Source organism: Litoreibacter arenae DSM 19593, from assembly GCF_000442275.2.
GTDB classification, from domain to species: Bacteria; Pseudomonadota; Alphaproteobacteria; order Rhodobacterales; family Rhodobacteraceae; genus Litoreibacter; species Litoreibacter arenae.
Genome location: NZ_KE557306.1, coordinates 951,479 through 974,509 on the forward strand (window position 1 = coordinate 951,479; position 23,031 = coordinate 974,509).

Below are 23,031 nucleotides of genomic sequence, written 5' to 3' on the forward strand. Positions count from 1 at the left end.
AACACGGGGGCTTTTTTGTGAGCAGATGAAAAGATGGATAGCTAAGGACAGCACGATGGCGAACAAGCAGATGACCGGCGCGGAGATGGTGGTTCAGGCCCTGATAGATCAGGGCGTGGACACGGTATTCGGATATCCCGGTGGCGCCGTGCTACCGATCTATGACGAGATTTTCCAGCAAGAGAAAATCAACCACATCCTCGTGCGCCACGAGCAAGGCGCGACCCATGCCGCCGAGGGCTACGCGCGCTCCACCGGCAAGCCGGGCGTGGTTCTGGTGACCTCAGGCCCCGGTGCCACCAACGCCGTGACCGGCATGACCGACGCGCTGATGGACAGCATCCCGATGATCGTGCTGACCGGACAGGTGCCGACCTTCATGATCGGCAACGACGCGTTTCAGGAGGCTGATACCGTCGGCATCACCCGCCCCTGCACCAAGCATAACTGGCTGGTGAAGGACACCGACCAGCTGTCCGACGTGATCCATCAGGCGTTCCACGTCGCCACCAGCGGCCGCCCCGGCCCCGTGCTGATCGACATCCCCAAGGACGTGCAGTTCGCCAAAGGCACCTATGTGCCGCCCAAAGCCGCCAGCACGCAGCATTACGCGCCCAAGGTGAAGGGCGATATCGAGAAGATCACCGAACTGGTGGAGATGATGGAAAAGGCGCAGCGCCCGATCCTCTATACCGGCGGCGGAGTTATCAACTCCGGCGACAGCGCGACCGCGCTGCTGCGCGAGTTGGCGAAGGAAACCGGCTTCCCCGTGACCTCCACGCTGATGGGTCTTGGTGCCTATCCTGCGTCCGGCGATCAGTGGCTCGGTATGCTCGGTATGCACGGGCTTTACGAGGCCAATATGGCGATGCATGGCTGCGACCTGATGATCAATATCGGGGCGCGCTTCGACGACCGGATCACAGGCCGTGTGGATGCGTTCTCGCCCCATTCCAAGAAGGCGCATATCGACATCGACGCGTCTTCCATCAACAAGATCATCCATGTGGACGTGCCGATCATCGGCGACGTGGCCCATGTGCTCGAAGACCTGCTGCGGGTGTGGAAATCGCGCGGGCGCAAGACCCATAAGGACGGTCTGGCGAAGTGGTGGAAAAAGATTGAAGAGTGGCGCACAAAGCGCTGCTTGGAATACAAAAACTCTGAAACCATCATCAAGCCGCAATATGCCCTGCAACGGCTTGAGGCGCTGACCAAGCACCGCAAGGACCGCTTCATCTGCACCGAGGTGGGCCAGCATCAGATGTGGGCCGCGCAATATATGGGCTTCGAGGACCCCAACCGCTGGATGACCTCCGGCGGCTTGGGCACCATGGGCTACGGCCTGCCCGCCTCCGTCGGTGTGCAGGTGGCGCATCCCGATGCGTTGGTGATCAACGTGGCGGGCGAGGCGTCATGGCTGATGAACATGCAGGAAATGGGCACCGCACGTCAGTATAACCTGCCCATCAAGCAGTTCATCCTGAACAACGAGCGCCTCGGCATGGTCCGCCAGTGGCAGCAATTGCTGCACGGCAACCGCTACAGCCACTCGTGGTCCGAGGCCCTGCCCGACTTTGTGGTGCTGGCGCAGGCTTTTGGGGCGAAAGGCATCAAATGCACCGACCCCTCCGATCTGGACGACGCGATCATGGAGATGCTCGAGTTTGACGGCCCCGTGGTCTTCGATTGCGGCGTCGAGAAACACGAAAACTGCTATCCGATGATCCCGTCGGGTGCACCGCATAACGAGATGCTGATGGGCGAGGATACCGGCGAGGACGCCATCGGCACCAAAGGCGCGGTGTTGGTGTAGGGCATGCTCGAACCGGCTGAGGGAGTGAAATTTCGCCAGACATCGGACACCTATGAATTGGTGTTCGAGGACGGTGAGATATTGTCCAAGCCTGCGCGACACCTCGGAAGGATCAGGAAAAAGCTCTGGGGCAAGACCGTCGCAGTGACAAGCTTTCGGCGCGAGAACGAGAGATATCGCTATTATATGCTGTGGAGCGACGGGACTGTGACCGAGGAAGGATCGACCACCTGTGAGTGTGGAGTGCCCGTAGCTGAGGTGGCCATGACGAAAAACGACTATGAGGCCGAGGCCGCACGTTTGGCATTGCGCACCCGCGATGGTCGTTTCGCTCTCGTTCGTGCGATGCATCAAAAGGTCAACGAGCAAGACGTCGAAGAGTGCTTGAACGAGCTTCTCAATCAATTTCCAAACGACAAGTTTATTGGTTCCGATTTCGTCAGTCACACTTTTGAATGCCAAAAGTGCTCTGACTGGATCGAGGTGGGCGCAAATACCTATCGCGGACCAGCTTTTATCGCTCGGATCGACGTTGTCGCGCAGGAAAGAAACCGGGCGTCGGACGCTCAAAGAGGTGTTTCGCTTGGCTACTATACGCCAGGAGACGTTAACTAATGTGGAACTGGCTCACCTCCCTCTTCGCTGCCGCCCTGCCTCCTGCCGTCGTGCCGGACTTCGACCTGAACCGCGACGTCTACCAGCAGGAGTTGCGCTTCACGCAAGCGGCGCAGGTTTGTGTTTGCGGCACGGGCTGCGACGACGCGCCTGAAGGCGGCTATCTGGTGACCGCCACCGCCACGGAATCGGGCGATGCGCAGGTGCTGCATTTCTCGGACCGGATCGAAATTGACGGCGTACCAGTCACCGTGAAACCCGCCAGCATTTGCATCGACAAACCGGCGCAGGAGCCGCTGCGCCTGACACTCTTGACACAAGCGGGCTATCCGGCGAAGTCCGGCACGCCCGTGATCGACATAAGATAGCCGCCCGAAATTTTGCCATACGCATGGCAGACGCAAAGCCGACACATATCAGACACCGAAAAGAGGCCCAAAAATGTCCCCGCTGAAAATCAAAAAAGGCTCGTCGAAGCACTCGGCCTACGACCTGAAAGACCCCAACGCCGACTACATCGAACGCCATACGCTGGCCTGCGTCGTCACCAACGAGGCGGGCGTTCTGGCGCGGGTGATCGGGCTGTTCTCGGGGCGCGGCTACAACATCGAAAGCCTCACCGTGGCGGAGGTGGACCATGAAGGCCACCGCTCCCGCATCACCATTGTCACCGTGGGAACGCCCGCCGTGATCACCCAGATCAAGGCCCAGCTGGAGCGGATGGTGGTCGTCCATGACGTCCACGACCTGACCGAAGAAGGGGCCAGCGTCGAGCGGGAACTGGCGCTGTTCAAAGTCGCAGGCACCGGCAACGACCGCATCGAGGCGCTGCGTCTGGCAGAGATTTTCAGGGCGAATGTAGTGGATAGCACGCTGGAAAGCTTCGTCTTCGAGATGACGGGGCATTCCGAAAAAATTGATGCTTTTGCGGAGCTTATGCGCCCGCTCGGCCTGATTGAACAGGCCCGCACCGGCGTCGCGGCCCTATCGCGCGGCGCCAAATAGAGCGATCCGCGCCCCCGCCCGCCCGAGGCAGATCGAACAAGAGCAGGAACACGGATCTGTCGCCACGGCGCAAGGGTGCTGGCTTCCGCCGTGACGAATTTGGTTTAGGCCTCGGGGATCAGACCGCCTTCGGTGGCAGCCGTCAGTTCTTCTTCGTCCACCACGCCGTCACCATTGGTGTCGACTGCGGCGAAGCCTTCTTCCGTCATGGTCGGATAGACCGCCAGCATTTCGGTGAAGGACACGACGCCATCGCCGTCGCTGTCCAGATCGGCCACTGCGGCGGATGCCGTCATGGTGCCCATCACAGTTGCGGTGGTCAGTGCAATAAGAGCGGTTTTCATAGAACTCTCCGTTTGGTCGTTTAAAGGTTAAGGCCCGTCCTTCAGGGCCCGAGCCACCTGTGCGGTGGTCTCGAAACAATAGATGGACCCGCCGCCGCGCTTTGGGGAGAGTGTCGTGCAAACCGCCCCGAAACGGGCCATTCGCTGCCATTTCCAAGCGGTCGCGCAGGCGCAGGGTTGCCGAGCAAGACCCCTGCCCGCCCTCTCGGCGGGAAGTTTCCGACGCTTTGCCGGCGTTTGGGCAAGAAGCCGTGCATCGGTCGCAGTGAGGCAAGAGGTGTCGCAGTGATACAAGCCGCAACTGCCCGAATCTGGGAGCCTTCCCCTACTATAGCTGTTGGGAGGCCTCTCTATGTCCACCGATCTCACCGCCGTCGTGGCCCCGATCACGCAGGCCCGTGGCCTGCCCAACGCCCATTACACTGACGCGGCCACCTTCGCGGAGGAATGCGAAGCGGTGCTGCACGCCTCTTGGGCGGGGCTGGCGGTGGGGGCTGATGTGCCAGAGGCGGGTGACGCCAAGCCGTTGGAATTTCTCGGCCTGCCGCTGCTTTTGATCCGCGATAAGGATGGCTGCGTGCGGGTATTCCAGAACACCTGCCGCCATCGCGGAATGATCCTCGTCTCCGAGCCGCGCAAGATCGAGGGCGCGATCCGCTGTCCCTATCATTCGTGGTGCTACTCCACCAAGGGCAAGCTGGTGGCAACGCCGCATGTGGGCGGACCGGGCATGAACACCCATGAGGCGATCGACACCGACACGCTGGGCCTGATCGAAATCCGCTCGCATGTCTGGCGCGACGTCGTCTTCGTGAACATCTCCGGCACCGCCGCCCCGTTCGAGGAGGTCCATGCTGACCTGATCGCCCGTTGGGCTGAGTTCGACCAACCGATATATCATGGCGGCGCGGATAGCAGCTTCACCCTAAGCGCCAAGACCAACTACAAGCTGGCAGTGGAGAACTACTGTGAAAGCTACCATTTGCCCTGGGTCCATCCCGGCCTGAACAGTTATTCGCGGCTGGAAGACCACTATAATATAGAGGAGCCGCACAAGTATTCGGGTCAGGGCACGCTGGTCTACCGCCAGTTCAAAGGCGAGAACGGTGCGCGGTTCCCCGACTTTGCCGGTCTCAGCGACAAATGGAACGAGGGTGCGGAATATATCGCGGTCTATCCCAACGTGCTGCTGGCCGCGCAGCGCGACCACGCCTACGCGATCATTCTGGAACCGACCTCGATCAACGAGACGCTGGAGCATGTCCATATCTACTACGCCGCCCCCAAGGTCGACGACGCTATGCGCGCCAAAAACACCGCGCTGTGGAAAGAGGTGTTCGAGGAGGACATCTTTGTGGTCGAAGGCATGCAACGTGGCCGCTACGGGCCGGGCTTCGACGGCGGACGCTTCAGCCCTGCGATGGACGGCCCGACGCATTGCTTCCACGCATGGGTGGCGCAGCGGATACTGGACTACCGACGGGGCCACGCGGTCGCGGCGCAGTGAGCCTTGACGCAGAGCTGCTTGCCGCCCATGCGGCGGGCGATGTGGCGTCGCTGGTCACGCTGTATACCCGCGCATCCGAGGCCGCCACGAATGAGGTTGCAGCGGGCTTCTACCTGACCCACGCCTATGTCTTCGCGCTGGAAGCGGGGGATGCGCGGGCCGCCAAGCTGGCACAGCAGCTTCGGGCGCAAGGGCGGCTTTGAATGGCGTAGAATTGCCTTACCTTGCGACAAACGCGGAGCCATGCAAACATCCAACCTACTACGAAACCGATATGTCCAGCCGCCACATAGCGGTGTGACAGGGAGCTAAGAGTAGGAAAACCATGACTGATTCAACATCTGACGACGGCGAGATCGAAACCGATTTCGAAGTTGGACAAGACAATATCGACGGCACTCTGGGGCCGTTCGGCTTTGACATTCACAATCCGGTTTTCGTCATTTCGGGGCTGACCGCAGTGGCCTTCGTGCTTCTGACGCTGATTTTCCCTGAGCAAGCCGGCGCCACCTTTCTGGCGGTGCGCAATTTTGCGACGACCCAGCTCGACTGGTTCTTCATGATCATCGTCAATTTCTTCGTCATCTTCTGTCTGGCCCTGATTTTTCTGCCAATGTCCAAAGTCAGGCTGGGTGGGCCGGATGCGGTGCCGGAATATTCCTACCCTGAATGGTTTGCCATGCTGTTTGCGGCGGGTATGGGCATCGGTCTCTTGTTCTTTGGCGTGCTGGAGCCGGTCTATCACATGAACGTCTCCGAGCCTTTGGGTGTCCCCTCCCCGATCGCAGAGGATGGCAGCATAATTGCAGAAAACGTGGACGCCGCGCGTTCCATGGGGCTGGCCGCGACCTTCTACCATTGGGGCCTGCATGGCTGGGCCGTGTATGCGATCATGGCGCTGGCGCTGGCTTTGTTCACCTATAATAAGGGCTTGCCCTTCTCGATCCGGTCCTGCTTCTACCCCATTCTGGGCGAGCGGGTTTGGGGCTGGTGGGGCCATTTCATCGACATTCTGGCGGTGTTCGCCACCCTGTTCGGGCTGGCCACCTCCCTAGGGCTTGGTGCGCAGCAGGCCAATGCGGGCTTCAACTTCGCATTCGGTCTGGGAATCTCAACCGATGCGCAGGTAATCATCATCATCTTGGTTACGGCTGTTGCGCTGGTGTCGGTCTATCGCGGGCTCGACGGCGGAGTGAAAGTCCTGTCGGAGATCAACATGGTGCTGGCGGTGCTGTTCTTCCTGTTCGTGCTACTGGTCGGGCCAACGCTGGCGGGGCTGGACGGGTTCTGGACCGGCCTTGTGGCCTACACCGCCGAAATCATCCCGTTGTCCAACCCGTTCGGGCGCGATGACGACGCCTACCGCGAAGGCTGGACCGCGTTTTACTGGGCCTGGTGGGTGTCCTGGGCGCCTTTCGTCGGCATGTTCATCGCCCGTGTCAGCCGTGGCCGGACCGTGCGCGAGTTCATCATCTGTGTATTGGTGATCCCGTCACTGATCATCTTCATCTGGATGGGCGTCTTCGGCGGCATCGCCATCGACCAGATCCTTACCAGCCCCGAGACGTCTATGGTGAAGGCAAACGTGATCGACAGCTACTCGCCCGAGTTGTCCCTGTTCGGGATGCTCAACGAGCTGCCCTTCACCAAGATCGCATCGACCATAGCGATTTTCCTCGCCTTGGTGTTCTTCGTGACCTCGTCGGACTCCGGCTCTTTGGTGGTTGATACCATCACGGCAGGCGGCAAGATCGACGCGCCGGTGCCGCAGCGCATCTTCTGGTGCATCGTCGAGGGACTGATCGCTATCGTGCTGCTGATCGGCGGCGGGTTGTCGGCACTTCAGGCAGGCGTCACCGCAACCGGCCTGCCCTTCGCGGTGCTGATGCTGGTGATGTGCTACACCATCTTCCAAGGCCTGCGCACCGAGCCGCGCTAGCTCCCACTTGGCAAAACAAACGTGACTACCCGCCCTTTTAGGGCGGGTTTTTGCGGCCCGACATACAGAGGTACTGCTGGACGCCAGAAAGTCAGCAGCAGTTCCTCGGCTATCCGGAAGGTTTTCAAGGGAAACGCAAAATGACCTAGCGCAATGCAGCTACCCTGCATTTTTGCTATACTTTTAACGCTATCAGCGCACCGACTTCTCGGGCAAGCACAGACATGTGCGGGTCAATCGGCGGAACAAGCGAAAGGAACAACAACCAAGCGAGGTTTATTATGCTGCTAGGCAGGCTACTTGGGGCTCTTTTGGTGCCAATGTCAGTATTGCCCGCATTTTCGGGAACAATAACGTGCCCAGAGACCGATGTGAGCGTCACCTCAGACCAATCGGTCGCTGCCGAAATGGTGTGCAATGCTGTCAAAAGTGCCGAGCTGCTCTTTGATCAGTGCGATCTTCCGAAACTCACCCGTCCGCTTAGAATAGAGGTAGTCAGCGACCTCAAACCGCGATGCGTTGCGCTATACCACTGTGGGGAAGACTTCATCGAGGTGCTTGAGCCCGGACCGATGCAGGCGCGACGCAGCCCGCAAGATGCGCTGGCGTTTCTGGACATCGCTTCTTATTTCGAAAGCGTTATCGTGCATGAGCTGTCGCACGCGATCTTTGATGCGACCCCCTGCCCGTTCGACAGTTGTATCGCAGCCAACGAATACGTTGCCTATACGGTGCAGATCATGTCCCTGACCCCAGAGCAAAGAGCCGAGTTTGTCGAGAGGTCCGGAGTGGACGGCAAGGTCTCACGCGACGAGTTGAGTGCGATCATACTTTTCATGGCGCCGACCTTATTCGCCCGAAAAGCTTGGGCGCACCTGTCGCAGCGCGATGATCAGTGCGGGTATCTCCGGAAAATTCTGAATGGCACGATATTGTTTGATTTTGAGCGGTTCTAGCTAGGTTTGGAAGCCCTGATTACCTAAGAAAAAAGGCCCCTTCCGAAGAAGGGGCCGAGGTTCACTGATCAGGCTCGTCGTTATACCGCCCGTAGTTTTTTTGCCTGCGGCCTGATCCGCGTCAAGGGCGAGCGCACCCGCCCCGGAACCCGGACGATGCTCCGCGAGGAGCACCGCCGGTATCTTGTTTAGCTACACCCCGACGTCCCGCCGCAGGTGTTGCACTTCATGCAGGTGCCGTTCCGCACCAGGGTGTAGTTGCCGCATTCGCCGCATGCCTCACCCTCGTAGCCCTGCATCTTTGCCTTGCTGCGCGCGTCCATCGTCAGCGAGGCCGAGGCCAGTGCTGTCGTGGCGACGCTCGTTTCCGGCACCAGTGTCTGCAATGCCGCAACCGGATCGGTAGCTGTGTCCAGTGCGGTGGCACCCATGGAGGCCATGCCGCCTTGCAGCACCTTCAACTCTTGCGGCACACGCTTGCGCAGGTAGCCGGTGGAGCTGATCTGCTTGAGCACTTCCAAGGATTTGGACGCCGCATTTTCCGACAGGTCGTCGATGTTTTGCAGTCCCTCGTTCTCGCCACGGCCCAGATCATCGAAGGTCGCGCCGGTTGGCTTCACATGCGCCAGATCGGTGCGGTCCAGATAGGACACGGCCAGCTCACGGAAGATGTAGTCAAGGATCGACGTGGCATTCTTGATGCTGTCATTGCCTTGAACCATGCCCGCAGGCTCGAACTTGGTGAAGGTGAAGGCGTCCACGAACTCCTCCAGCGGCACACCGTATTGCAGACCGACGGACACCGCGATGGCGAAGTTGTTCATCATGGCGCGGAAGCCTGCGCCTTCCTTGTGCATGTCGATGAAGATTTCGCCAAGCTGGCCGTCAGCATATTCACCGGTGCGCAGGTAGACCTTGTGGCCGCCGATGATTGCCTTCTGGGTGTACCCCTTGCGGCGTTCCGGCATCTTTTCGCGGGCGGTAGCTTTCTCGACCTCACGGACGATAATTTTCTCGATCACCTTCTCGGCCAGCACCACTGCCTTTTCTTGGGTGGAGCCGCTCTCAAGGATGTCGGCCGCGTCCTCGTCATCTTCCACAAGTGCTGCGGCCAGAGGTTGCGACAGCTTGGAGCCGTCACGGTAGAGCGCGTTGGCCTTGATGCCCAGGGACCAGGACAGCTCGTAAGCCTTCTGGCAGTCCTCGATATTGGCGTCGTTTGGCATGTTGATCGTCTTGGAGATCGCGCCGGAGATAAAGGATTGCGCGGCAGCCATCATGTAGATGTGGCTGTCCACGGACAGGAAGCGCTTGCCCTTCTTGCCGCACGGGTTCGCACAGTCGAAGACGGAGTAGTGCTCTTCCTTCAGGTGCGGTGCACCCTCCAAGGTCATGGTGCCGCAAACATGGTCGTTGGCCGCGTCGATCTGCTCTTTCGAGAAGCCCAAATGGCGCAACATGTCGAAGCTGGGGTTGTTCAGCTCTTTGGCCGGAATACCCAATGTTTGCGTGCAGAATTCTTCACCCAAGGTCCACTGGTTGAACACGAAGCGGATGTCGAAGGCCGATGGCAGAGCCGCTTCGATCTTCGCCAACTCGGCCTCGCCGAAGCCGTGCCCCACTAGAGATGTGTGGTTGATGCCGGGAGCGTTGCCAATGGTGCCATGGCCCACGGCGTAGGACACGATTTCCTCGATCTGGTTGCTGGCATAGCCGAGGTTTTCCAACGCGCCCGGAACGCCGCGGTTGATGATCTTGAAGTAGCCGCCACCGGCCAGCTTCTTGAACTTCACCAGTGCGAAGTCAGGCTCGATGCCGGTGGTGTCGCAATCCATCACCAGACCGATGGTGCCGGTCGGCGCAATCACGGTGGATTGGGCGTTGCGGTAGCCGTGCTTCTCGCCCAGTTCCAGCGCTTCGTCCCAAGCGGCCATCGCAAGGTTGACGAGGTCCTGGTCAGGGCAGTTGGCGTGGTCCAACGCCAACGGTTTGATATCAAGGTTCTCGTAACCCTCGTCGTGGCCGTGGGCCGCGTTGCGGTGGTTCCGGATAACCCGCAGCATGTGGTTGGCGTTCTTGGCGTAGCCGGGGAACGGGCCCAGCTCCTTGGCGATCTCGGCGGAGGTCGCGTAGGACACGCCGGTCATCAGCGCGGTCAGCGCACCGCACATGGCGCGGCCTTCCTTGCTGTCATAGCCGTAGCCCATGTTCATCAACAGTCCGCCGATGTTGGCATAGCCCAGACCCAAGGTGCGGAAGTCGTAGGACCGCTGGGCGATCTCCTTGGACGGGAATTGCGCCATGGTGACGGAGATTTCCAGCGTCAGCGTCCACAGGCGGCTGGCGTGCATATACAGCTCTGCGTCGAACTTCTGGTCCTTTTGGTAGGTCAGCAGGTTCATCGACGCGAGGTTACAGGCCGTGTCGTCCAGGAACATGTATTCGGAGCACGGGTTCGAGCCGCGGATCGGGCCGTCTTCGGGGCATGTGTGCCAGGCGTTGACGGTGTCATGATACTGGATGCCCGGATCGGCGCAGGCCCAAGCGGCGTGGCCCACTTGTTCCCACAGGTCACGGGCCTTGATGGTCTTGCAGACCTTGCCGTCCTTGCGGTTGATAAGCTCCCAGTCGCCGTCAGCCTCAACCGCCTTCAGGAAAGCGTCGGTGACGCGGATCGAGTTGTTGGAGTTCTGGCCGGAGACGGAATTATACGCCTCGGAGTCCCAGTCGGTGTCGTAGGTCGGGAACTCGATGGAGGTGTAGCCCTGCCGCGCATAATCCAGCACGCGCTTGACGTAAGTCTCGGGGATCGCGACCTTTTTGGCCTCGCGGATCGCGTTTTTCAACTGCTCGTTGGTTTTGGGGTTCACGGCGTCTTCAAGTTTGCCGTCCCAGCCTTTGATTGCCTGAAAAATAATGTTGAGCTTCTGCTCGTGCATTTTGGAGCCAGCGACGATGGACGCCACCTTTTGCTCTTCGAGCACCTTCCAGTTGATGAATTCCTCGATATCGGGGTGATCGGCATCGACGATCACCATCTTGGCTGCGCGGCGCGTGGTGCCGCCGGATTTGATCGCGCCAGCCGCGCGGTCACCGATTTTCAGGAAGCCCATCAGGCCGGAGGATTTGCCGCCGCCGGACAGGCTCTCGCCCGCAGCACGCAGGGAGGAGAAGTTCGTGCCGGTGCCGGAGCCATATTTGAACAAGCGCGCTTCGCGGACCCACAGGTCCATGATGCCCCCGTCGTTCACCAGATCGTCGGAGACGGACTGGATGAAGCAGGCATGGGGCTGCGGGTGCTCGTAGGAGGATTTGGATTTGGTCAGCTTGCCGGTTTGGAAGTCGACATAATGGTGGCCTTGGGCCGGACCGTCGATGCCGTAAGCCCAGTGCAGGCCGGTGTTGAACCATTGCGGGGAGTTCGGAGCGGCCATTTGCTTGGCCAGCATCACGCGCATTTCGTCATAATAGGCTTGGGCGTCGGCCTCGGTGGTGAAGTAGCCACCTTTCCAGCCCCAGTAGCACCATGCGCCTGCAAGACGGTCGAATACCTGCTTGGATGAGGTCTCACCGCTATAGCGCTGATCTTCCGGCATTTTCTTGAGCGCGGCCTCGTCGGGCACCGAGCGCCACAGGAATTCGGGAACGCTTTTTTCCTGAACCTTCTTCGTGGCTGCGGGAACGCCCGCCTTGCGGAAATACTTCTGTGCGATCACGTCCGAGGCGACCTGGCTCCAGCCAGCGGGCACCTCTACATTATCGAGGTTGAAGACGATGGTGCCGTCAGGGTTGCGAATCTCCGAAGCCGTGGAGGTAAACTCCAGCTCTGCGTAGGCGTCCTGTCCGGCTTTGGTAAGTTTGCGGTCGATCTTCATTCGTCTTTCCCCGATCCCATGCGCGAAGCTGCGCTAACTCTAACAATGTGACCTGCCTCATGCGGGTCGTGGTTCAGTGCGAAGACAAGTCCACCAATCCCATGCCAACGCATGGGTGAGCATCGTTAACCGATACTGCGTGTGTGGAGTGCTGTCCCGTCCCGTTGCCGATACTCGCCACTATATGTGGTGGCTTCTGTGTCGGCTTGCACAACCTGACGTATATGCCCCCCTCCGGTCAACGGATTTTTTACCTCTTTTTCGGACAAAAACTTGTTGACCGAGAAAGCGAAAAAGGCGCGTCGATTCTTGTCCGTGAAGCCGCGCATTTCATGCACAGGTTTGGGCAGTCCGAAAAATCAAAGATAACAGGCGGGTTATCGCTCAGAGCTAGGGTTATACCTTAGCTATCCACAGACTTGTCCCCAGATTCAATGGCGCGAACGCCGCCTGCAAAACCATATGTAGGGGTGCATAAGGTTAAATGAGGCAATATCTAGGAGGCGCCGAGCTCGATCAAAATGCCACATCAATGCGCGAGCAGACGGTGCGCGAAGAAGAATCGCCCCTAAAATGCGAACCGCAACAAATGGCGGCGAAAGATGTTGTTGTGAGTGAGGAAGATACGCCGCCCTGCGGCTCTTTAGATGGTCGGGGCGAGAGGATTCGAACCTCCGACCCCCTGTACCCAAAACAGGTGCGCTACCAGGCTGCGCCACGCCCCGACGATCTGCAGGCTTCCTAACCGCCTTCGCAAGGTTTGAAAAGCCCTAACCGCAAGGCCAAAGCGCTTCATTTTGATTGAAACTGGAATGTCGCAGAATATCGCCCTCGGAAATGCCGAACCGCGCCGCCAGTCCGCCGCCGATCTCAAGCACATGGCTCAGCCCGTCCCCGCCGGGGATTGGTGTTTCGTCAAGCGGGACGGCGTTGGGGTGAATTTTGGCGATCCGACCCGTCGGTTCCACAAAAATGATATCGAGCGGGATAAGCGTGTTGCGCATCCAGAATGCCAGCGGTTGCGGGCGCTCGTAGACGAAAAGCATTCCTGAAAGTGTCGGGAGTGATTTCCGGTTCATCAGGCCGGTCGCGCGTTCCTGCGCGTCATCGGCGATTTCAACGCGGAAGGTGATTTGCCCGAACGGCCCTTTGACGCTGACACGATCCGTGGAGCAGGCCTCCGCAAACGCACCGCTTGTCGCGGCGAGCGCAACGCAGAATGCCGCAATAAATGATCTAGTTGTGAGAGATCGCGTGATCCCAAGCGTGAACTTCGGCCGCCATTTGGCCGCGCTCGCCTTCGACGACACGTACGCAAACTGCTTCGCCTGCGAGAAGATCCGCAAGCCCGCAGCGGCGCAGCACTTCGATATGCAGGAATATGTCTTCGCTTGATCCATAGGCATTTGCAAAGCCGAAGCCCTTGCCCTTGTCAAACCATTTCACCCGGGCGGGAATCATCTCGATGTCGGACAAATCAGCGTTTGGGGTAAGGGACTCGCCGCTTTCCCAATCGGTTTCCGGCGGCGTCAGGCTGAGTACTTCCACCGCCTGAAGGCCACGATCTGTCTCTTGCACGCGCAGCTCAACGCTGCTCGCGTCAGCGACGGACCCTTGGCCGAAATTGCGTAACACATTGGCATGAAGCAAAATATCCGGTCCGCCGTCATCCGCGACGACAAAGCCGAAGCCCTTCACCGCGTCGAACCATTTCACCTGACCTACGACAAAACGTGTCGTGTCGGTTACCTCGTTATTTTGTGTCATCCACACTGCGTCGAGTCTTGCGACGCCTCCAAGATTGCCCATGGAGTACCCCTAACTAAATCTGATGTCCAAGGTCTCATATCGTGAGGTTTCATGATAGTAAGGGTTTCCTGCCCCTGAACGGTTACGTGTACGTCAATTATCTTTATGTTCTAGCGCGTTATGGACTAAGTCTTTCGATATTCCAAGCATCGCCCGGCGCAGACCGGGTCCAACGGAACCTGTCATGCAACCTTGCCGCGCCATCGGCCCAGAACTCTATCTCGACGGGCGAAATCCGGTAGCCGCCCCAGAAAGGCGGCCTGTCCGGATTCAACCCGTGTTCTGCGGTGACCTTGGCCACCTTTGTCATCAATGCCCCACGAGACGACAGCGGCTGCGATTGCCGCGACGCCCACGCCCCCAAGCGACTTTTGAGCGAACGGGACTTGTAGTAGGCATCCGCCTGCGGTCCCTCTTCCCGTGTGACTATACCACGAACACGCACCTGACGGCGAAGAGATTTCCAATGCATGACGAAAGCGGCCTTGCCTGCCTGGTCGATCTCCGCAGCTTTGGCGCTTCCATAGTTGGTGTAGAAGACGAAGGCGTCGTCTTCGACATCCTTGAGCAGCACCATGCGGACATTCGGCAACCCGTCCGCGTCGACGGTGGAGAGAGCAATCGCGTTCGGGTCGTTCGGCTCGGTCTGCTCCGCCTCATCCATCCAGTCACGAATGATCTGGAACGGATCGTCGCCCGCGAATTTTCCTGTTCGGTCTGTCATAAGTCTTGATGCCCACCATCACTGTTAGCGGCTATAGTAGCCATAAAATATTCCCTCAATGATGACGCGACGTCCGAAATCCAGGTTCGGGCAGAAAACCGCCGTTGCTTTGAAGGCTGCGCGACCGGAGTAATGTTATGCTGCCGGAGCAAGCGCGTCTTGATGCAGCGCAAGGTTTGGCCTAAACGGTCTTAATTACAACAAGAAGTGGCCTTGAGGGACGATATGTCAAATGGATTGATGGCGGGCAAACGTGGTCTGATCATGGGGGTGGCCAATGACAAGTCCATCGCTTGGGGAATTGCAAAGGCCTGCGCCGACGAAGGCGCGGAGATCGCGTTCTCCTATCAGGGCGACGCGCTGCTGAAACGTGTGCGCCCGTTGGCCGACAGTATCGGGGCCAAACATGTCCTGCCTTGCGACGTGGGCGACGGCGCGTCGATTGATGCCTTGTTCGAGACTTTGAAGGAGGACTGGGGCACGCTGGATTTCGTGGTTCACGCCATCGGGTTCTCCGACAAGAACGAGTTGCGCGGCCGCTATGTCGACACCAGCCCCGACAATTTCCGCATGTCGATGGACATCTCCGTCTACTCTTTCACCGCAGTCGCACAACGCGCGGAGAAGCTGATGACCGACGGCGGATCCTTGCTTACGCTGACCTATTACGGGGCCGAAAAGGTTATGCCGCATTACAATGTGATGGGTGTCGCCAAGGCCGCACTGGAGGCGTCGGTGCAATATCTGGCCGAGGATCTGGGCAAGGACAACATCCGCGTGAACGCCATTTCCGCTGGCACGATCAAGACACTTGCGGCGTCGGGCATCGGTGATTTCCGCTACATCATGAAGTGGAACGAGTACAACTCCCCGCTACGCCGGACGGTGACACAGGAAGAGGTCGGAAAGTCCGCGCTTTACCTGCTGTCCGACCTCAGCTCTGCCGTGACCGGCGAAGTGCTGCATGTGGATGCGGGTTATCACGTGGTCGGCATGAAGGCGGTGGACGCGCCGGATATCGAGAAATGACACTCGCGGGCTTCGCCACCGTTGCCCTGATCCATCTGCTCGCGGCGATGTCGCCGGGGCCTTCTTTTGTGCTGAGCGTGCGCTCCGCCGCGTCGGAAGGCTTCCGCGTGGCCGTGGGCCTCGCCATCGGCTTTGGCCTTGCCGCGATGCTTTGGGCGGCGGCGGCGTTGCTGGGCCTGTCATTGCTGTTCGAAGTCGTCCCCGCTCTGTTTACCGCGCTGAAAGTCGTGGGCGGCCTGTTCCTGATCTACATCGCCTACAAGATGTGGCGTCACGCGCCGGAGCCGATGCCCGTGTTGACCGAAGGCACGCCACCGCGGTCCACGACGCGCGCGATCTGGCTGGGGCTGCTAGCCATGCTGGCCAATCCAAAACCGGCGGTGTTTTTCGGCGCGGTCTTCGTCGGCGTGGTGCCGGTCGAGGCGAGCCTGACCGACAAGCTGGTCGTGCTGCTCAACATCTTCTGGGTGGAGGCCGCGTGGTATATGATCGTGGCACGGGTATTCTCCCTGCCCCGCGCCCGTGCGGGCTACGGCCACTTCAAATCAAAACTGGACCGCACCTTTGGCGGACTGATTGCACTACTCGGCGCCAAAATCGCCATCACCTGAGGGACCCTGACCTATGACCGACCGCCTGCCCCACGAAAAAGGCTTCCACATCAGCTGGGATCAAATCCACCGCGACAGTCGCGCGTTGGCGTGGCGGCTGGACGGGCACGGACCGGATGACGGCGCTTGGCGGGCTGTGGTCGCCATCACGCGTGGCGGCATGGCCCCGGCAATGATCGCCGCGCGGGAATTGGACATTCGCACCGTGGATACCATTTCGATCAAGTCCTACGATCACCAGGACCAGTCCGAGGCGACCGTCCTGCAAAAGCCTGACCCGGAGTTGATGGGCGACGGCACCGGCATCCTGATCATCGACGATCTGGTCGACAGCGGCAAAACGCTTGAGGTCGTCCGCGCGCTCTACCCGAACGCGCATTTCGCCACCGTCTATGCCAAGCCCAAAGGGCGTGCGCAGGTGGACACGTTTATCACCGAAGTGTCTCAGGATACGTGGATTTTCTTCCCGTGGGACATGGCGATGCAATATGTGAAGCCGTATCGCGGCGACTGAATTTACCTGACAGGACACGGCACCCATGCGTCTGAACCCCAATATGGCCGCGACCTCCCCTCCTCCGGTTATGGAGGCACGGCGCTGGATTGACGGGGTTGAGTTCCCCGCGGACCGCCCTTTGATCAATGTCTCTCAGGCAGCCCCCGTTGATCCGCCCCCTGCCGCGCTGCGCGAAGCGATGGCGAGGTTCGTTCTGGACGATGACGAAACCCATCTTTACGGCCCCGTTCTTGGCCTACCCGCCTTACGCGCCGAAGTCGCATCGCAGTGGAGTGTCGCCTATGGCGGCACCGTAACCCCGTCGCAGGTCGCCATTACCTCCGGCTGCAATCAGGCCTTCGCCGCAATTATCGCCACGCTCTGCGCGCCGGGCGACGAGGTGATCGTGCCGACGCCGTGGTATTTCAACCATAAGATGTGGCTCGACATGGGCGGCATCACCTCCGTCCCGTTGAAGGCGGGCGAAGGTTTGCTGCCATCGGTTGACGCTGCCGCGCAGCTGATCACATCGAAGACACGCGCCATCACATTGGTATCACCCAACAATCCGGGTGGCGTGGAGTATCCGTCCGACCTGCTCGGGGCATTCTATGATCTGTGCAAGGACAAAGGCATCGCCCTGATCGTGGACGAAACCTACCGTGATTTCGACAGCCGCTCCGGAGCACCCCATGACCTGTTTGCCCGCGAGGGATGGGATGGGACGCTGATCCAGCTCTATTCGTTCTCCAAAGCCTACCGGCTCACAGGCCACCGTGTCGGGGCCGTCGTCGCGTCCGAGGCGCGGCTGGCCGAGGCGGAGAAGTTTCTGGACACCGTCACGATTTGCCCCAACCAGCTTGGGCAACGGGCGGCATTGTGGGGGATGAAGAATCTGGGCGACTGGCTGGCAGAGCAGCGGGCAGAGATCCTCGCTCGTCGCGCGGCGATCGAGCAGCATTTCCCAAAGCTCGCCGCAAAAGGCTGGGTGCTGCACGGCAACGGCGCCTATTTCGCCTATGTGACCCACCCGTTCGACGAGCCGTCCGACAAGCTGGCGCAACGCATGGTGGAAGAGATCAGCGTTCTGTGCCTGCCCGGCACGATGTTTGTGCCTGATGATGACCCCTCCGGCGCGAAATGCCTGCGCATCGCCTTTGCGAATATCGACGCGGACGGCATCGCGGAGCTGTTTGAGCGTATGGAAACTCTCTGACCCGCTTGCCCCTCTGGGGGCAACGGTTTAACAGGTTCCAACTGGTTTTCTTCTGGGAAGGTAAGACATGGCCAAGGCAGGCAAATCTAGCGCATCGCGCTACGCGGTGTGGGGCATTTTGCTTCTGTTGGTTGCAGGTTTGGCGGGCTTCGGCTCGGGCGGCTTGGGCGGCAACATCTCAAGCATCGGCAGCGTCGGCGAGACGCCGATCACCGTTGAGGAATACCAACGCGCCTTGCAGCAGGAACTGGAGTTCGAATCCCGTCGTCGTGGCCAGCCAGTCTCCATGCAAACGGCGCTTCAGGAACAGTTGGACCTGCGCGTGCGCCAACGACTGGCAGGCAGCACCGCGCTGACCGAAGAGGCCCGCGTGATGGGACTGTCGGTCGGCGACGCAGAGGTTCTGCGCCAGTTGCAGCAAGTGCCCGCGTTTCAGGGACCGGACGGACAATTCAATCGCGAGGCCTACGAATTCACGCTGGAGCGAAACGGCCTGCGCCCCACCGAGTTCGAGCAGGATTTGCGCACGACCGCCGCGCGCCAGTTGTTGCAACAGGCAGTAACCGGCGGTCTGACGCTGAACGAGACCTATGCCGCAACGCTCTACGGCTTTCTGGGGCAGCGCCGCTCCTTCCGCTGGGCGGAGTTGAACGCCGACCTGCTCGCCACACCGAACGACGAACCGACCGATGCGCAGTTGCAGAGCTATTATGACGAGAACGGCGCCCAATTCGAGACGCCCGAAATCCGCAAGATCAGCTATGCTTGGCTGACACCGGACATGCTGGTCGACGACATCACCCCCAATGAGGACAGGTTGCGTGCGCTTTACGAAGAACGCTCCGACGAGTTGAACCAGCCCGAGCGTCGTATCGTGGAACGCCTTGGCTTTGCCGATATGGACGCGGCCAGCGCAGCGAAGACCGCGATTGAGGCTGGCGAGACCACGTTTGACGATCTGGTGACGGAACGCGGTCTGACCTTGGAGGACGTGGATCAGGGCGAAGTCTCGCGCGACGATCTGGATGGCCCCATCGCCGACGCCGTGTTCGCCCTGACCGAGCCGGGCATTTCAGAGCCGGTGGAGACGACCCTCGGCCCTGCGCTTTACCGTGTGAATGCGGTGCTTGAAGCGCAGAACACCGCTTTCGAGGACGTGCGCGACGACCTGGTCGCCGAAGCGGCCGCCGATCAGGCGCGGCGTGCGGTTTTAGACCGGATCGGTGAAATCGACGATCTGCTGGCCAGCGGCGCTACGCTGGAAGAGCTTGGCAAAGACAGCGAAATGGAGTTCGGCCAGATCGAATTCTCCGACGCCTCAAACGACGGCATCGCGGGCTATGACAACTTTCGCGAGGAAGCCGTGTTGCTCAAGGAAGGTGACTTCCCCGAAGTGCGCGAATTGTCCGATGGCGGCATCTTCGCCGCGCGGCTTGACGAAATCGTGCCGCCCGCCGTGCCGCCTCTTGAGAACATCCGCGACGATGTTGTGGCAGCGTGGAATGCGGCCGAAACCAAGCGGCGCCTGACAGAGCTTGGCGAAAGCTTGAAGGCACAGCTCGACCAAGGCACTGCGATGGAAGCGCTTGGGCTAGAAGGCCGCACCGAGACAGACCGGGGCCGCACCGACTTCATCGAGGACGTGTCTCCTGCCGTTCTGATCACCGCCTTCAGTCTGGAAAAGGCATCCGAGACCGCGCTGGTGCCGACCGAAGGCGGCGCGGTGCTTTTGGAGTTGCTGGATATCTCCCCCGCCGACCTGGAGACGGACGAGGCGCAGAACTTCCTGAGCCAGTTGTCGCAACAGGCCAGCGCGGGCCTTGCGGGCGATGTGTTCGAGCTATACGGCCAAGCGGTTCAGGCGCGGCACGGGCTGAGCCTTGATCAGGTTGCGGTCAACGCCGTCAACGCGAGCATGCGCTGACACATGGCTTTGCTACCGGCATATGAGGACTTCGCCAAAGGCTACGAGGCTGGCGAAAATCAGGTGGTCTACACGCGGCTTGCCGCAGATTTGGACACGCCGGTTTCGCTAATGCTCAAGCTCACCGCCGCGCAGCCGGACAGCTTCGTGCTGGAATCAGTCACTGGCGGCGAAGTGCGCGGGCGCTATTCGATCATCGGCATGAAACCGGATCTGATCTGGCAATGCCGGGGCACCACGAGCGAGCTGAACCGCTCCGCCCGCTTTGACCGCGATGCGTTCGAGCCTTGCGGAAGCGACCCGTTAACCGCCCTGCGCGAAGTGCTGGCGGAAAGCCGGATCGACCTGCCGGACGGGCTTCCGGCGGCGTCCGCCGGACTGTTCGGTTATCTCGGCTACGACATGATCCGGTTGGTCGAGAACCTGCCAAACGTGAACCCCGACCCGCTGGGCCTGCCTGACGCGGTGATGCAACGCCCCTCGGTTGTGGTGGTGCTGGACGGGGTCAAGGGGGAGGTCATCGTCGTCAGCCCCGCATGGGTGGCCTCCGGTCTGTCTGCACGCGCGGCCTATGCGCAGGCGGCAGAGCGGGTGATGGACGCGGTGCGCGATCTGGACCGCGCGGTGCCCACCGACGCCCGCGACTTCGGCGAGGAAACCGAGGTCGCGCCGCCCGTTTCCAACTTCACCCATAAGGGCTATCTGGATGCGGTCGAGGCCGCCAAGGAATATATCCGTGCGGGCGACATCTTTCAGGTGGTCCCGTCGCAACGATGGACGCAGGATTTCCCGCTGCCGCCCTTCTCGCTTTATCGTGCGCTGCGCCGCACCAACCCGTCGCCCTTCATGTTCTATTTCAACATGGGCGGCTTCCAGATCGTCGGCGCAAGCCCCGAAATTCTGGTGCGGGTCTTTGGCCGCGAGGTCACCATCCGACCGATCGCTGGCACGCGACCGCGCGGTGCGACGCCCGAGGAGGACCGCGCGCTGGAGGCCGACCTGTTAGGCGATCCGAAAGAATGTGCGGAGCATCTGATGCTGCTCGACCTCGGGCGCAATGACACGGGCAAGGTGTCGAAGATCGGCACCGTGACCCCCACCGAAAAGTTCATCATCGAGCGTTACAGCCACGTGATGCACATCGTCTCCAACGTCACCGGCGAGTTGGCGGACGATCAGGACGCCCTGTCCGCGCTGCTGTCCGGCCTGCCTGCGGGCACGGTTTCGGGTGCGCCAAAGGTCCGCGCGATGGAAATCATCGACGAGTTGGAGCCGGAAAAACGCGGCATCTATGGCGGCGGCTGCGGCTATTTCTCGGCTAATGGCGACATGGATATCTGCATCGCCCTGCGCACAGGCGTCGTCAAAGACGAGAAGCTGTATATTCAGGCAGGCGGCGGCGTGGTCTATGATAGCGACCCCGAGGCAGAGTTTCAGGAAACCGTCAACAAATCCAAGGCGCTGCTGATGGCCGCCAAAGAGGCCGGATTGTTCCTGCGCGGCGGCAACGGCTAAGGCGCGTCGTCCGCCAGCATCACCGCCGAGACCGGCACCATGGCGATCCCGGCCTCCTTCTTCTCCAGCACCCATTCCACAAGGGCCTTCACCGTGTCGGGGTAGCTGCGCCCTACGACGACAACGGCACCGTCGCGGTTGGCGTTGAACGCCGCACGGTCGAGATAGCGTTTGATCTTTGGCGCTTCTTCCAGTTCACCGTCCAAGACGCGGAACACGGTTGCAGCGGGAATGTTCTCGCGGCGGGCGGCTTGTTGGGCGGTGTTGAGGCCACGATCAAACGTGATCAACCCGTGGCCGCTGTTGCGGATTGCGCCCAGCACCGGCTGGAGCAGCGTGCGGTTTGACTGGATACGCCCGTCCAGCGGGTCCATCAGGCCGACCGCCTGATCGAGAATGTTGAAATAGGCCTCCACAGCGACGGCAACATCACCAGGCCCGGCGGATGTGGGAAGCTCGTTGGCGATTGCCACGACCTCCATCCCCGCGTCGCGGTAGGCCTGCATCGTGCTTGCGGCGTCGGCGGCGGTCGGATCAATGGCGATGGTCACGGGAATGCTGAGTTTCATCAGATCCTCGCGCGGGATACCGTCCTCGCCGCTGTCGATGAGGATCACCCCGAACAGCGATTTGCCTTCGATGCCGTCAACCTGCGCCGCGAAGTTGCGCAACGCACCAAGGTCTTCGACGGGAGCCGGTGCGACCTCAGCGCGCTCCGCTTCAGGCTCAGGTGCCGCGTCACCGACGCTGGGCAGACGGTTGGTCACCACACCAGAGTTGATCCGCGGCAAGGTGATGGGTGTGTCCGCCGAAGCTACGTCGAGGGAGTCGCCTTCTTCAGGTGCGTCACTGCCAATCGTTGGCAAGCTGGAGGCACGAGGCATAGCATCGGGGTCAGGCTGCTCAGTACCGACCACAGTGGTCGATGGCAACGTGCTGGGTTGGACCTTAAGCGTGGCGGTCTGCGGATCGGCCTCTACATTCGGCGCGGCGTCTGCCGAGGGCAAGGGCGTGGCCTCGTCCACGCGCAACGCGGCGGACGGAGCGGGGTCAACACGCGCGATCACGATCGCGTCGTCGCCGTCGGCTTTCAACGCGGGAGCGTCAGGCGTGGTTTGCGAGATCTGGGTGTCTGTACCGACGACAGGAGCCGCAGGGCTGTCGGAACGCGTCGCTTCAGCCGTCTCTGGCTGTGCAACCGTGGGTTGCACGACCGGCGCGTCCTGCTGCTCGTTCAGCGTCTGGGTTCCCGTTTGCTGTGGCGCACGAGCGACCTCGGAGGTGGCTGCCGCCTCGCTCTGGGATGCAGTTGCTGGCAACGAAGCATTCTCTTCGACACGGGGAGCGGCGCTGCTTGCCCCGCTTTCGGGAGCGACAGATACGGGCTCGGGCTTTTCGGCGTTGATCTTAGGTGCAGCGTCGATGCGATCTTGAGGCAGCGGCGCGTAGAGCGACAACATCGCCATGACCACGGCGCCCACAAAGCCGCCCGATACCAAACCCGCGCCTAGTCCTTTGCCCATCGTTCTGATCCTCGCCCGATCCTGTGCCCTTCATCGAGCATACGCTATTTGCAGGCTTTTGCCCTTATCTTCGCGGGGATAGCCGGATAAGCGGCCTTGACCCCGGCGCGTCGCTCTGGGCATTTAT

20 protein-coding genes and 1 tRNA gene are annotated in these 23,031 nt (G+C 60.5%); 14 read left to right on the top strand and 7 right to left on the bottom strand.

From position 1 onward, the window contains the following. The first annotated feature begins 55 nt into the window (after positions 1-55). From THALAR_RS04740 to ilvN, 4 genes are all read left to right on the top strand, one after another. Positions 56-1,816 (top strand): acetolactate synthase 3 large subunit, encoded by a 1,761-nt coding sequence (locus THALAR_RS04740; protein ID WP_021100354.1) that lies wholly within the window; start codon positions 56-58, stop codon positions 1,814-1,816. Positions 1,817-1,819: 3 nt separating this feature from the next. After that, positions 1,820-2,431, top strand: coding sequence for a hypothetical protein (locus tag THALAR_RS04745; protein ID WP_040817226.1), 612 nt, complete (start codon positions 1,820-1,822; stop codon positions 2,429-2,431). Next, the gene (locus THALAR_RS04750) at positions 2,431-2,799 is read left to right on the top strand and encodes a hypothetical protein (protein WP_021100356.1); all 369 of its coding nucleotides are present in this window, start codon (positions 2,431-2,433) and stop codon (positions 2,797-2,799) included. Before THALAR_RS04745 ends, THALAR_RS04750 begins: the two co-directional genes overlap by 1 nt. A gap of 73 nt (positions 2,800-2,872) precedes the next feature. Continuing rightward, positions 2,873-3,436, top strand: coding sequence for an acetolactate synthase small subunit (gene ilvN / locus THALAR_RS04755; protein ID WP_021100358.1), 564 nt, complete (start codon positions 2,873-2,875; stop codon positions 3,434-3,436). A 104-nt stretch (positions 3,437-3,540) separates the two neighbouring features. Here the strand turns inward: ilvN and THALAR_RS04760 are convergent, their stop codons facing one another. Further along, entirely contained in the window at positions 3,541-3,780 is a 240-nt protein-coding gene (locus THALAR_RS04760; RefSeq protein ID WP_021100359.1) for an EF-hand domain-containing protein, read from the bottom strand. Between the two features lie 352 nt (positions 3,781-4,132). Here THALAR_RS04760 and THALAR_RS04765 point away from each other — a divergent pair, with 352 nt between their 5' ends. The 4 genes from THALAR_RS04765 (at position 4,133) to THALAR_RS04780 (ending at position 8,182) form a co-directional block, all read left to right on the top strand. Next, positions 4,133-5,287 carry an aromatic ring-hydroxylating oxygenase subunit alpha gene (locus tag THALAR_RS04765; protein ID WP_021100361.1) on the top strand — a complete coding sequence of 385 codons (1,155 nt, stop codon included), beginning with the start codon at positions 4,133-4,135 and terminating at the stop codon, positions 5,285-5,287. Further along, a complete protein-coding gene (locus THALAR_RS04770) occupies positions 5,284-5,490 on the top strand; it encodes a hypothetical protein (protein WP_021100362.1) in 207 nt (68 codons plus the stop codon). Before THALAR_RS04765 ends, THALAR_RS04770 begins: the two co-directional genes overlap by 4 nt. Before the next feature lie 122 nt (positions 5,491-5,612). Continuing rightward, positions 5,613-7,226 carry a BCCT family transporter gene (locus tag THALAR_RS04775; protein WP_021100363.1) on the top strand — a complete coding sequence of 538 codons (1,614 nt, stop codon included), beginning with the start codon at positions 5,613-5,615 and terminating at the stop codon, positions 7,224-7,226. A 320-nt stretch (positions 7,227-7,546) separates the two neighbouring features. Next, the gene (locus THALAR_RS04780) at positions 7,547-8,182 is read left to right on the top strand and encodes a DUF6639 family protein (RefSeq protein WP_322786912.1); all 636 of its coding nucleotides are present in this window, start codon (positions 7,547-7,549) and stop codon (positions 8,180-8,182) included. A gap of 188 nt (positions 8,183-8,370) precedes the next feature. On the opposite strand, the gene THALAR_RS04785 is transcribed toward THALAR_RS04780, so the two are convergent. The 5 genes from THALAR_RS04785 to pdxH all read right to left on the bottom strand — a co-directional run bounded on the left by THALAR_RS04785 (position 8,371) and on the right by pdxH (position 14,590). After that, positions 8,371-12,057: a vitamin B12-dependent ribonucleotide reductase gene (locus THALAR_RS04785; protein ID WP_021100365.1), complete on the bottom strand. Its 3,687-nt coding sequence runs from the start codon at positions 12,055-12,057 to the stop codon at positions 8,371-8,373. A gap of 648 nt (positions 12,058-12,705) precedes the next feature. Next, positions 12,706-12,782 (bottom strand) — tRNA-Pro (locus THALAR_RS04790). Positions 12,783-12,827: 45 nt separating this feature from the next. Beyond that, the gene (locus THALAR_RS04795) at positions 12,828-13,367 is read right to left on the bottom strand and encodes a DUF192 domain-containing protein (RefSeq protein ID WP_245622346.1); all 540 of its coding nucleotides are present in this window, start codon (positions 13,365-13,367) and stop codon (positions 12,828-12,830) included. Next, a complete protein-coding gene (locus THALAR_RS04800; protein WP_040817229.1) occupies positions 13,294-13,824 on the bottom strand; it encodes a cold-shock protein in 531 nt (176 codons plus the stop codon). Before THALAR_RS04800 ends, THALAR_RS04795 begins: the two co-directional genes overlap by 74 nt. A gap of 160 nt (positions 13,825-13,984) precedes the next feature. Then, positions 13,985-14,590 carry a pyridoxamine 5'-phosphate oxidase gene (pdxH, locus tag THALAR_RS04805; protein WP_021100368.1) on the bottom strand — a complete coding sequence of 202 codons (606 nt, stop codon included), beginning with the start codon at positions 14,588-14,590 and terminating at the stop codon, positions 13,985-13,987. A gap of 225 nt (positions 14,591-14,815) precedes the next feature. On the opposite strand from pdxH, the gene fabI reads away from it, so the two are divergent. The 6 genes from fabI (at position 14,816) to trpE (ending at position 21,381) form a co-directional block, all read left to right on the top strand. Next, entirely contained in the window at positions 14,816-15,619 is an 804-nt protein-coding gene (fabI, locus tag THALAR_RS04810; RefSeq protein ID WP_021100369.1) for an enoyl-ACP reductase FabI, read from the top strand. After that, positions 15,616-16,230 (top strand): LysE family translocator, encoded by a 615-nt coding sequence (locus THALAR_RS04815; protein WP_021100370.1) that lies wholly within the window; start codon positions 15,616-15,618, stop codon positions 16,228-16,230. Before fabI ends, THALAR_RS04815 begins: the two co-directional genes overlap by 4 nt. Positions 16,231-16,243: 13 nt before the next feature. Further along, positions 16,244-16,744, top strand: a complete 501-nt coding sequence (gene gpt / locus THALAR_RS04820) for a xanthine phosphoribosyltransferase (protein ID WP_021100371.1) — start codon at positions 16,244-16,246, stop codon at positions 16,742-16,744. A gap of 25 nt (positions 16,745-16,769) precedes the next feature. Beyond that, the gene (locus THALAR_RS04825) at positions 16,770-17,942 is read left to right on the top strand and encodes an aminotransferase (protein ID WP_021100372.1); all 1,173 of its coding nucleotides are present in this window, start codon (positions 16,770-16,772) and stop codon (positions 17,940-17,942) included. A gap of 67 nt (positions 17,943-18,009) precedes the next feature. Next, positions 18,010-19,866, top strand: a complete 1,857-nt coding sequence (locus THALAR_RS04830) for a peptidyl-prolyl cis-trans isomerase (RefSeq protein WP_021100373.1) — start codon at positions 18,010-18,012, stop codon at positions 19,864-19,866. A gap of 3 nt (positions 19,867-19,869) precedes the next feature. Beyond that, positions 19,870-21,381, top strand: coding sequence for an anthranilate synthase component I (trpE, locus tag THALAR_RS04835; RefSeq protein WP_021100374.1), 1,512 nt, complete (start codon positions 19,870-19,872; stop codon positions 21,379-21,381). Here trpE and THALAR_RS04840 read toward each other — a convergent pair. Then, on the bottom strand, positions 21,378-22,904 hold the full coding sequence (locus THALAR_RS04840) for a divergent polysaccharide deacetylase family protein (RefSeq protein WP_021100375.1): 1,527 nt from the start codon (positions 22,902-22,904) through the stop codon (positions 21,378-21,380). The two genes, trpE and THALAR_RS04840, sit on opposite strands and share 4 nt — an antisense overlap. Positions 22,905-23,031 lie beyond the last annotated feature (127 nt).

Excerpts from the sequence above, each read along its gene's own strand:
- THALAR_RS04740 (WP_021100354.1), top strand. The coding sequence starts at position 56 with ATGGCGAACAAGCAGATGACCGGCGCGGAGATGGTGGTTCAGGCCCTG.
- THALAR_RS04745 (WP_040817226.1), top strand. The coding sequence starts at position 1,820 with ATGCTCGAACCGGCTGAGGGAGTGAAATTTCGCCAGACATCGGACACC.
- THALAR_RS04750 (WP_021100356.1), top strand. The coding sequence starts at position 2,431 with ATGTGGAACTGGCTCACCTCCCTCTTCGCTGCCGCCCTGCCTCCTGCC.
- ilvN (WP_021100358.1), top strand. The coding sequence starts at position 2,873 with ATGTCCCCGCTGAAAATCAAAAAAGGCTCGTCGAAGCACTCGGCCTAC.
- THALAR_RS04760 (WP_021100359.1), bottom strand. The coding sequence starts at position 3,780 with ATGAAAACCGCTCTTATTGCACTGACCACCGCAACTGTGATGGGCACC.
- THALAR_RS04765 (WP_021100361.1), top strand. The coding sequence starts at position 4,133 with ATGTCCACCGATCTCACCGCCGTCGTGGCCCCGATCACGCAGGCCCGT.
- THALAR_RS04775 (WP_021100363.1), top strand. The coding sequence starts at position 5,613 with ATGACTGATTCAACATCTGACGACGGCGAGATCGAAACCGATTTCGAA.
- THALAR_RS04780 (WP_322786912.1), top strand. The coding sequence starts at position 7,547 with ATGTCAGTATTGCCCGCATTTTCGGGAACAATAACGTGCCCAGAGACC.
- THALAR_RS04785 (WP_021100365.1), bottom strand. The coding sequence starts at position 12,057 with ATGAAGATCGACCGCAAACTTACCAAAGCCGGACAGGACGCCTACGCA.
- THALAR_RS04800 (WP_040817229.1), bottom strand. The coding sequence starts at position 13,824 with ATGACACAAAATAACGAGGTAACCGACACGACACGTTTTGTCGTAGGT.
- pdxH (WP_021100368.1), bottom strand. The coding sequence starts at position 14,590 with ATGACAGACCGAACAGGAAAATTCGCGGGCGACGATCCGTTCCAGATC.
- fabI (WP_021100369.1), top strand. The coding sequence starts at position 14,816 with ATGTCAAATGGATTGATGGCGGGCAAACGTGGTCTGATCATGGGGGTG.
- THALAR_RS04815 (WP_021100370.1), top strand. The coding sequence starts at position 15,616 with ATGACACTCGCGGGCTTCGCCACCGTTGCCCTGATCCATCTGCTCGCG.
- gpt (WP_021100371.1), top strand. The coding sequence starts at position 16,244 with ATGACCGACCGCCTGCCCCACGAAAAAGGCTTCCACATCAGCTGGGAT.
- THALAR_RS04825 (WP_021100372.1), top strand. The coding sequence starts at position 16,770 with ATGCGTCTGAACCCCAATATGGCCGCGACCTCCCCTCCTCCGGTTATG.
- THALAR_RS04830 (WP_021100373.1), top strand. The coding sequence starts at position 18,010 with ATGGCCAAGGCAGGCAAATCTAGCGCATCGCGCTACGCGGTGTGGGGC.
- trpE (WP_021100374.1), top strand. The coding sequence starts at position 19,870 with ATGGCTTTGCTACCGGCATATGAGGACTTCGCCAAAGGCTACGAGGCT.
- THALAR_RS04840 (WP_021100375.1), bottom strand. The coding sequence starts at position 22,904 with ATGGGCAAAGGACTAGGCGCGGGTTTGGTATCGGGCGGCTTTGTGGGC.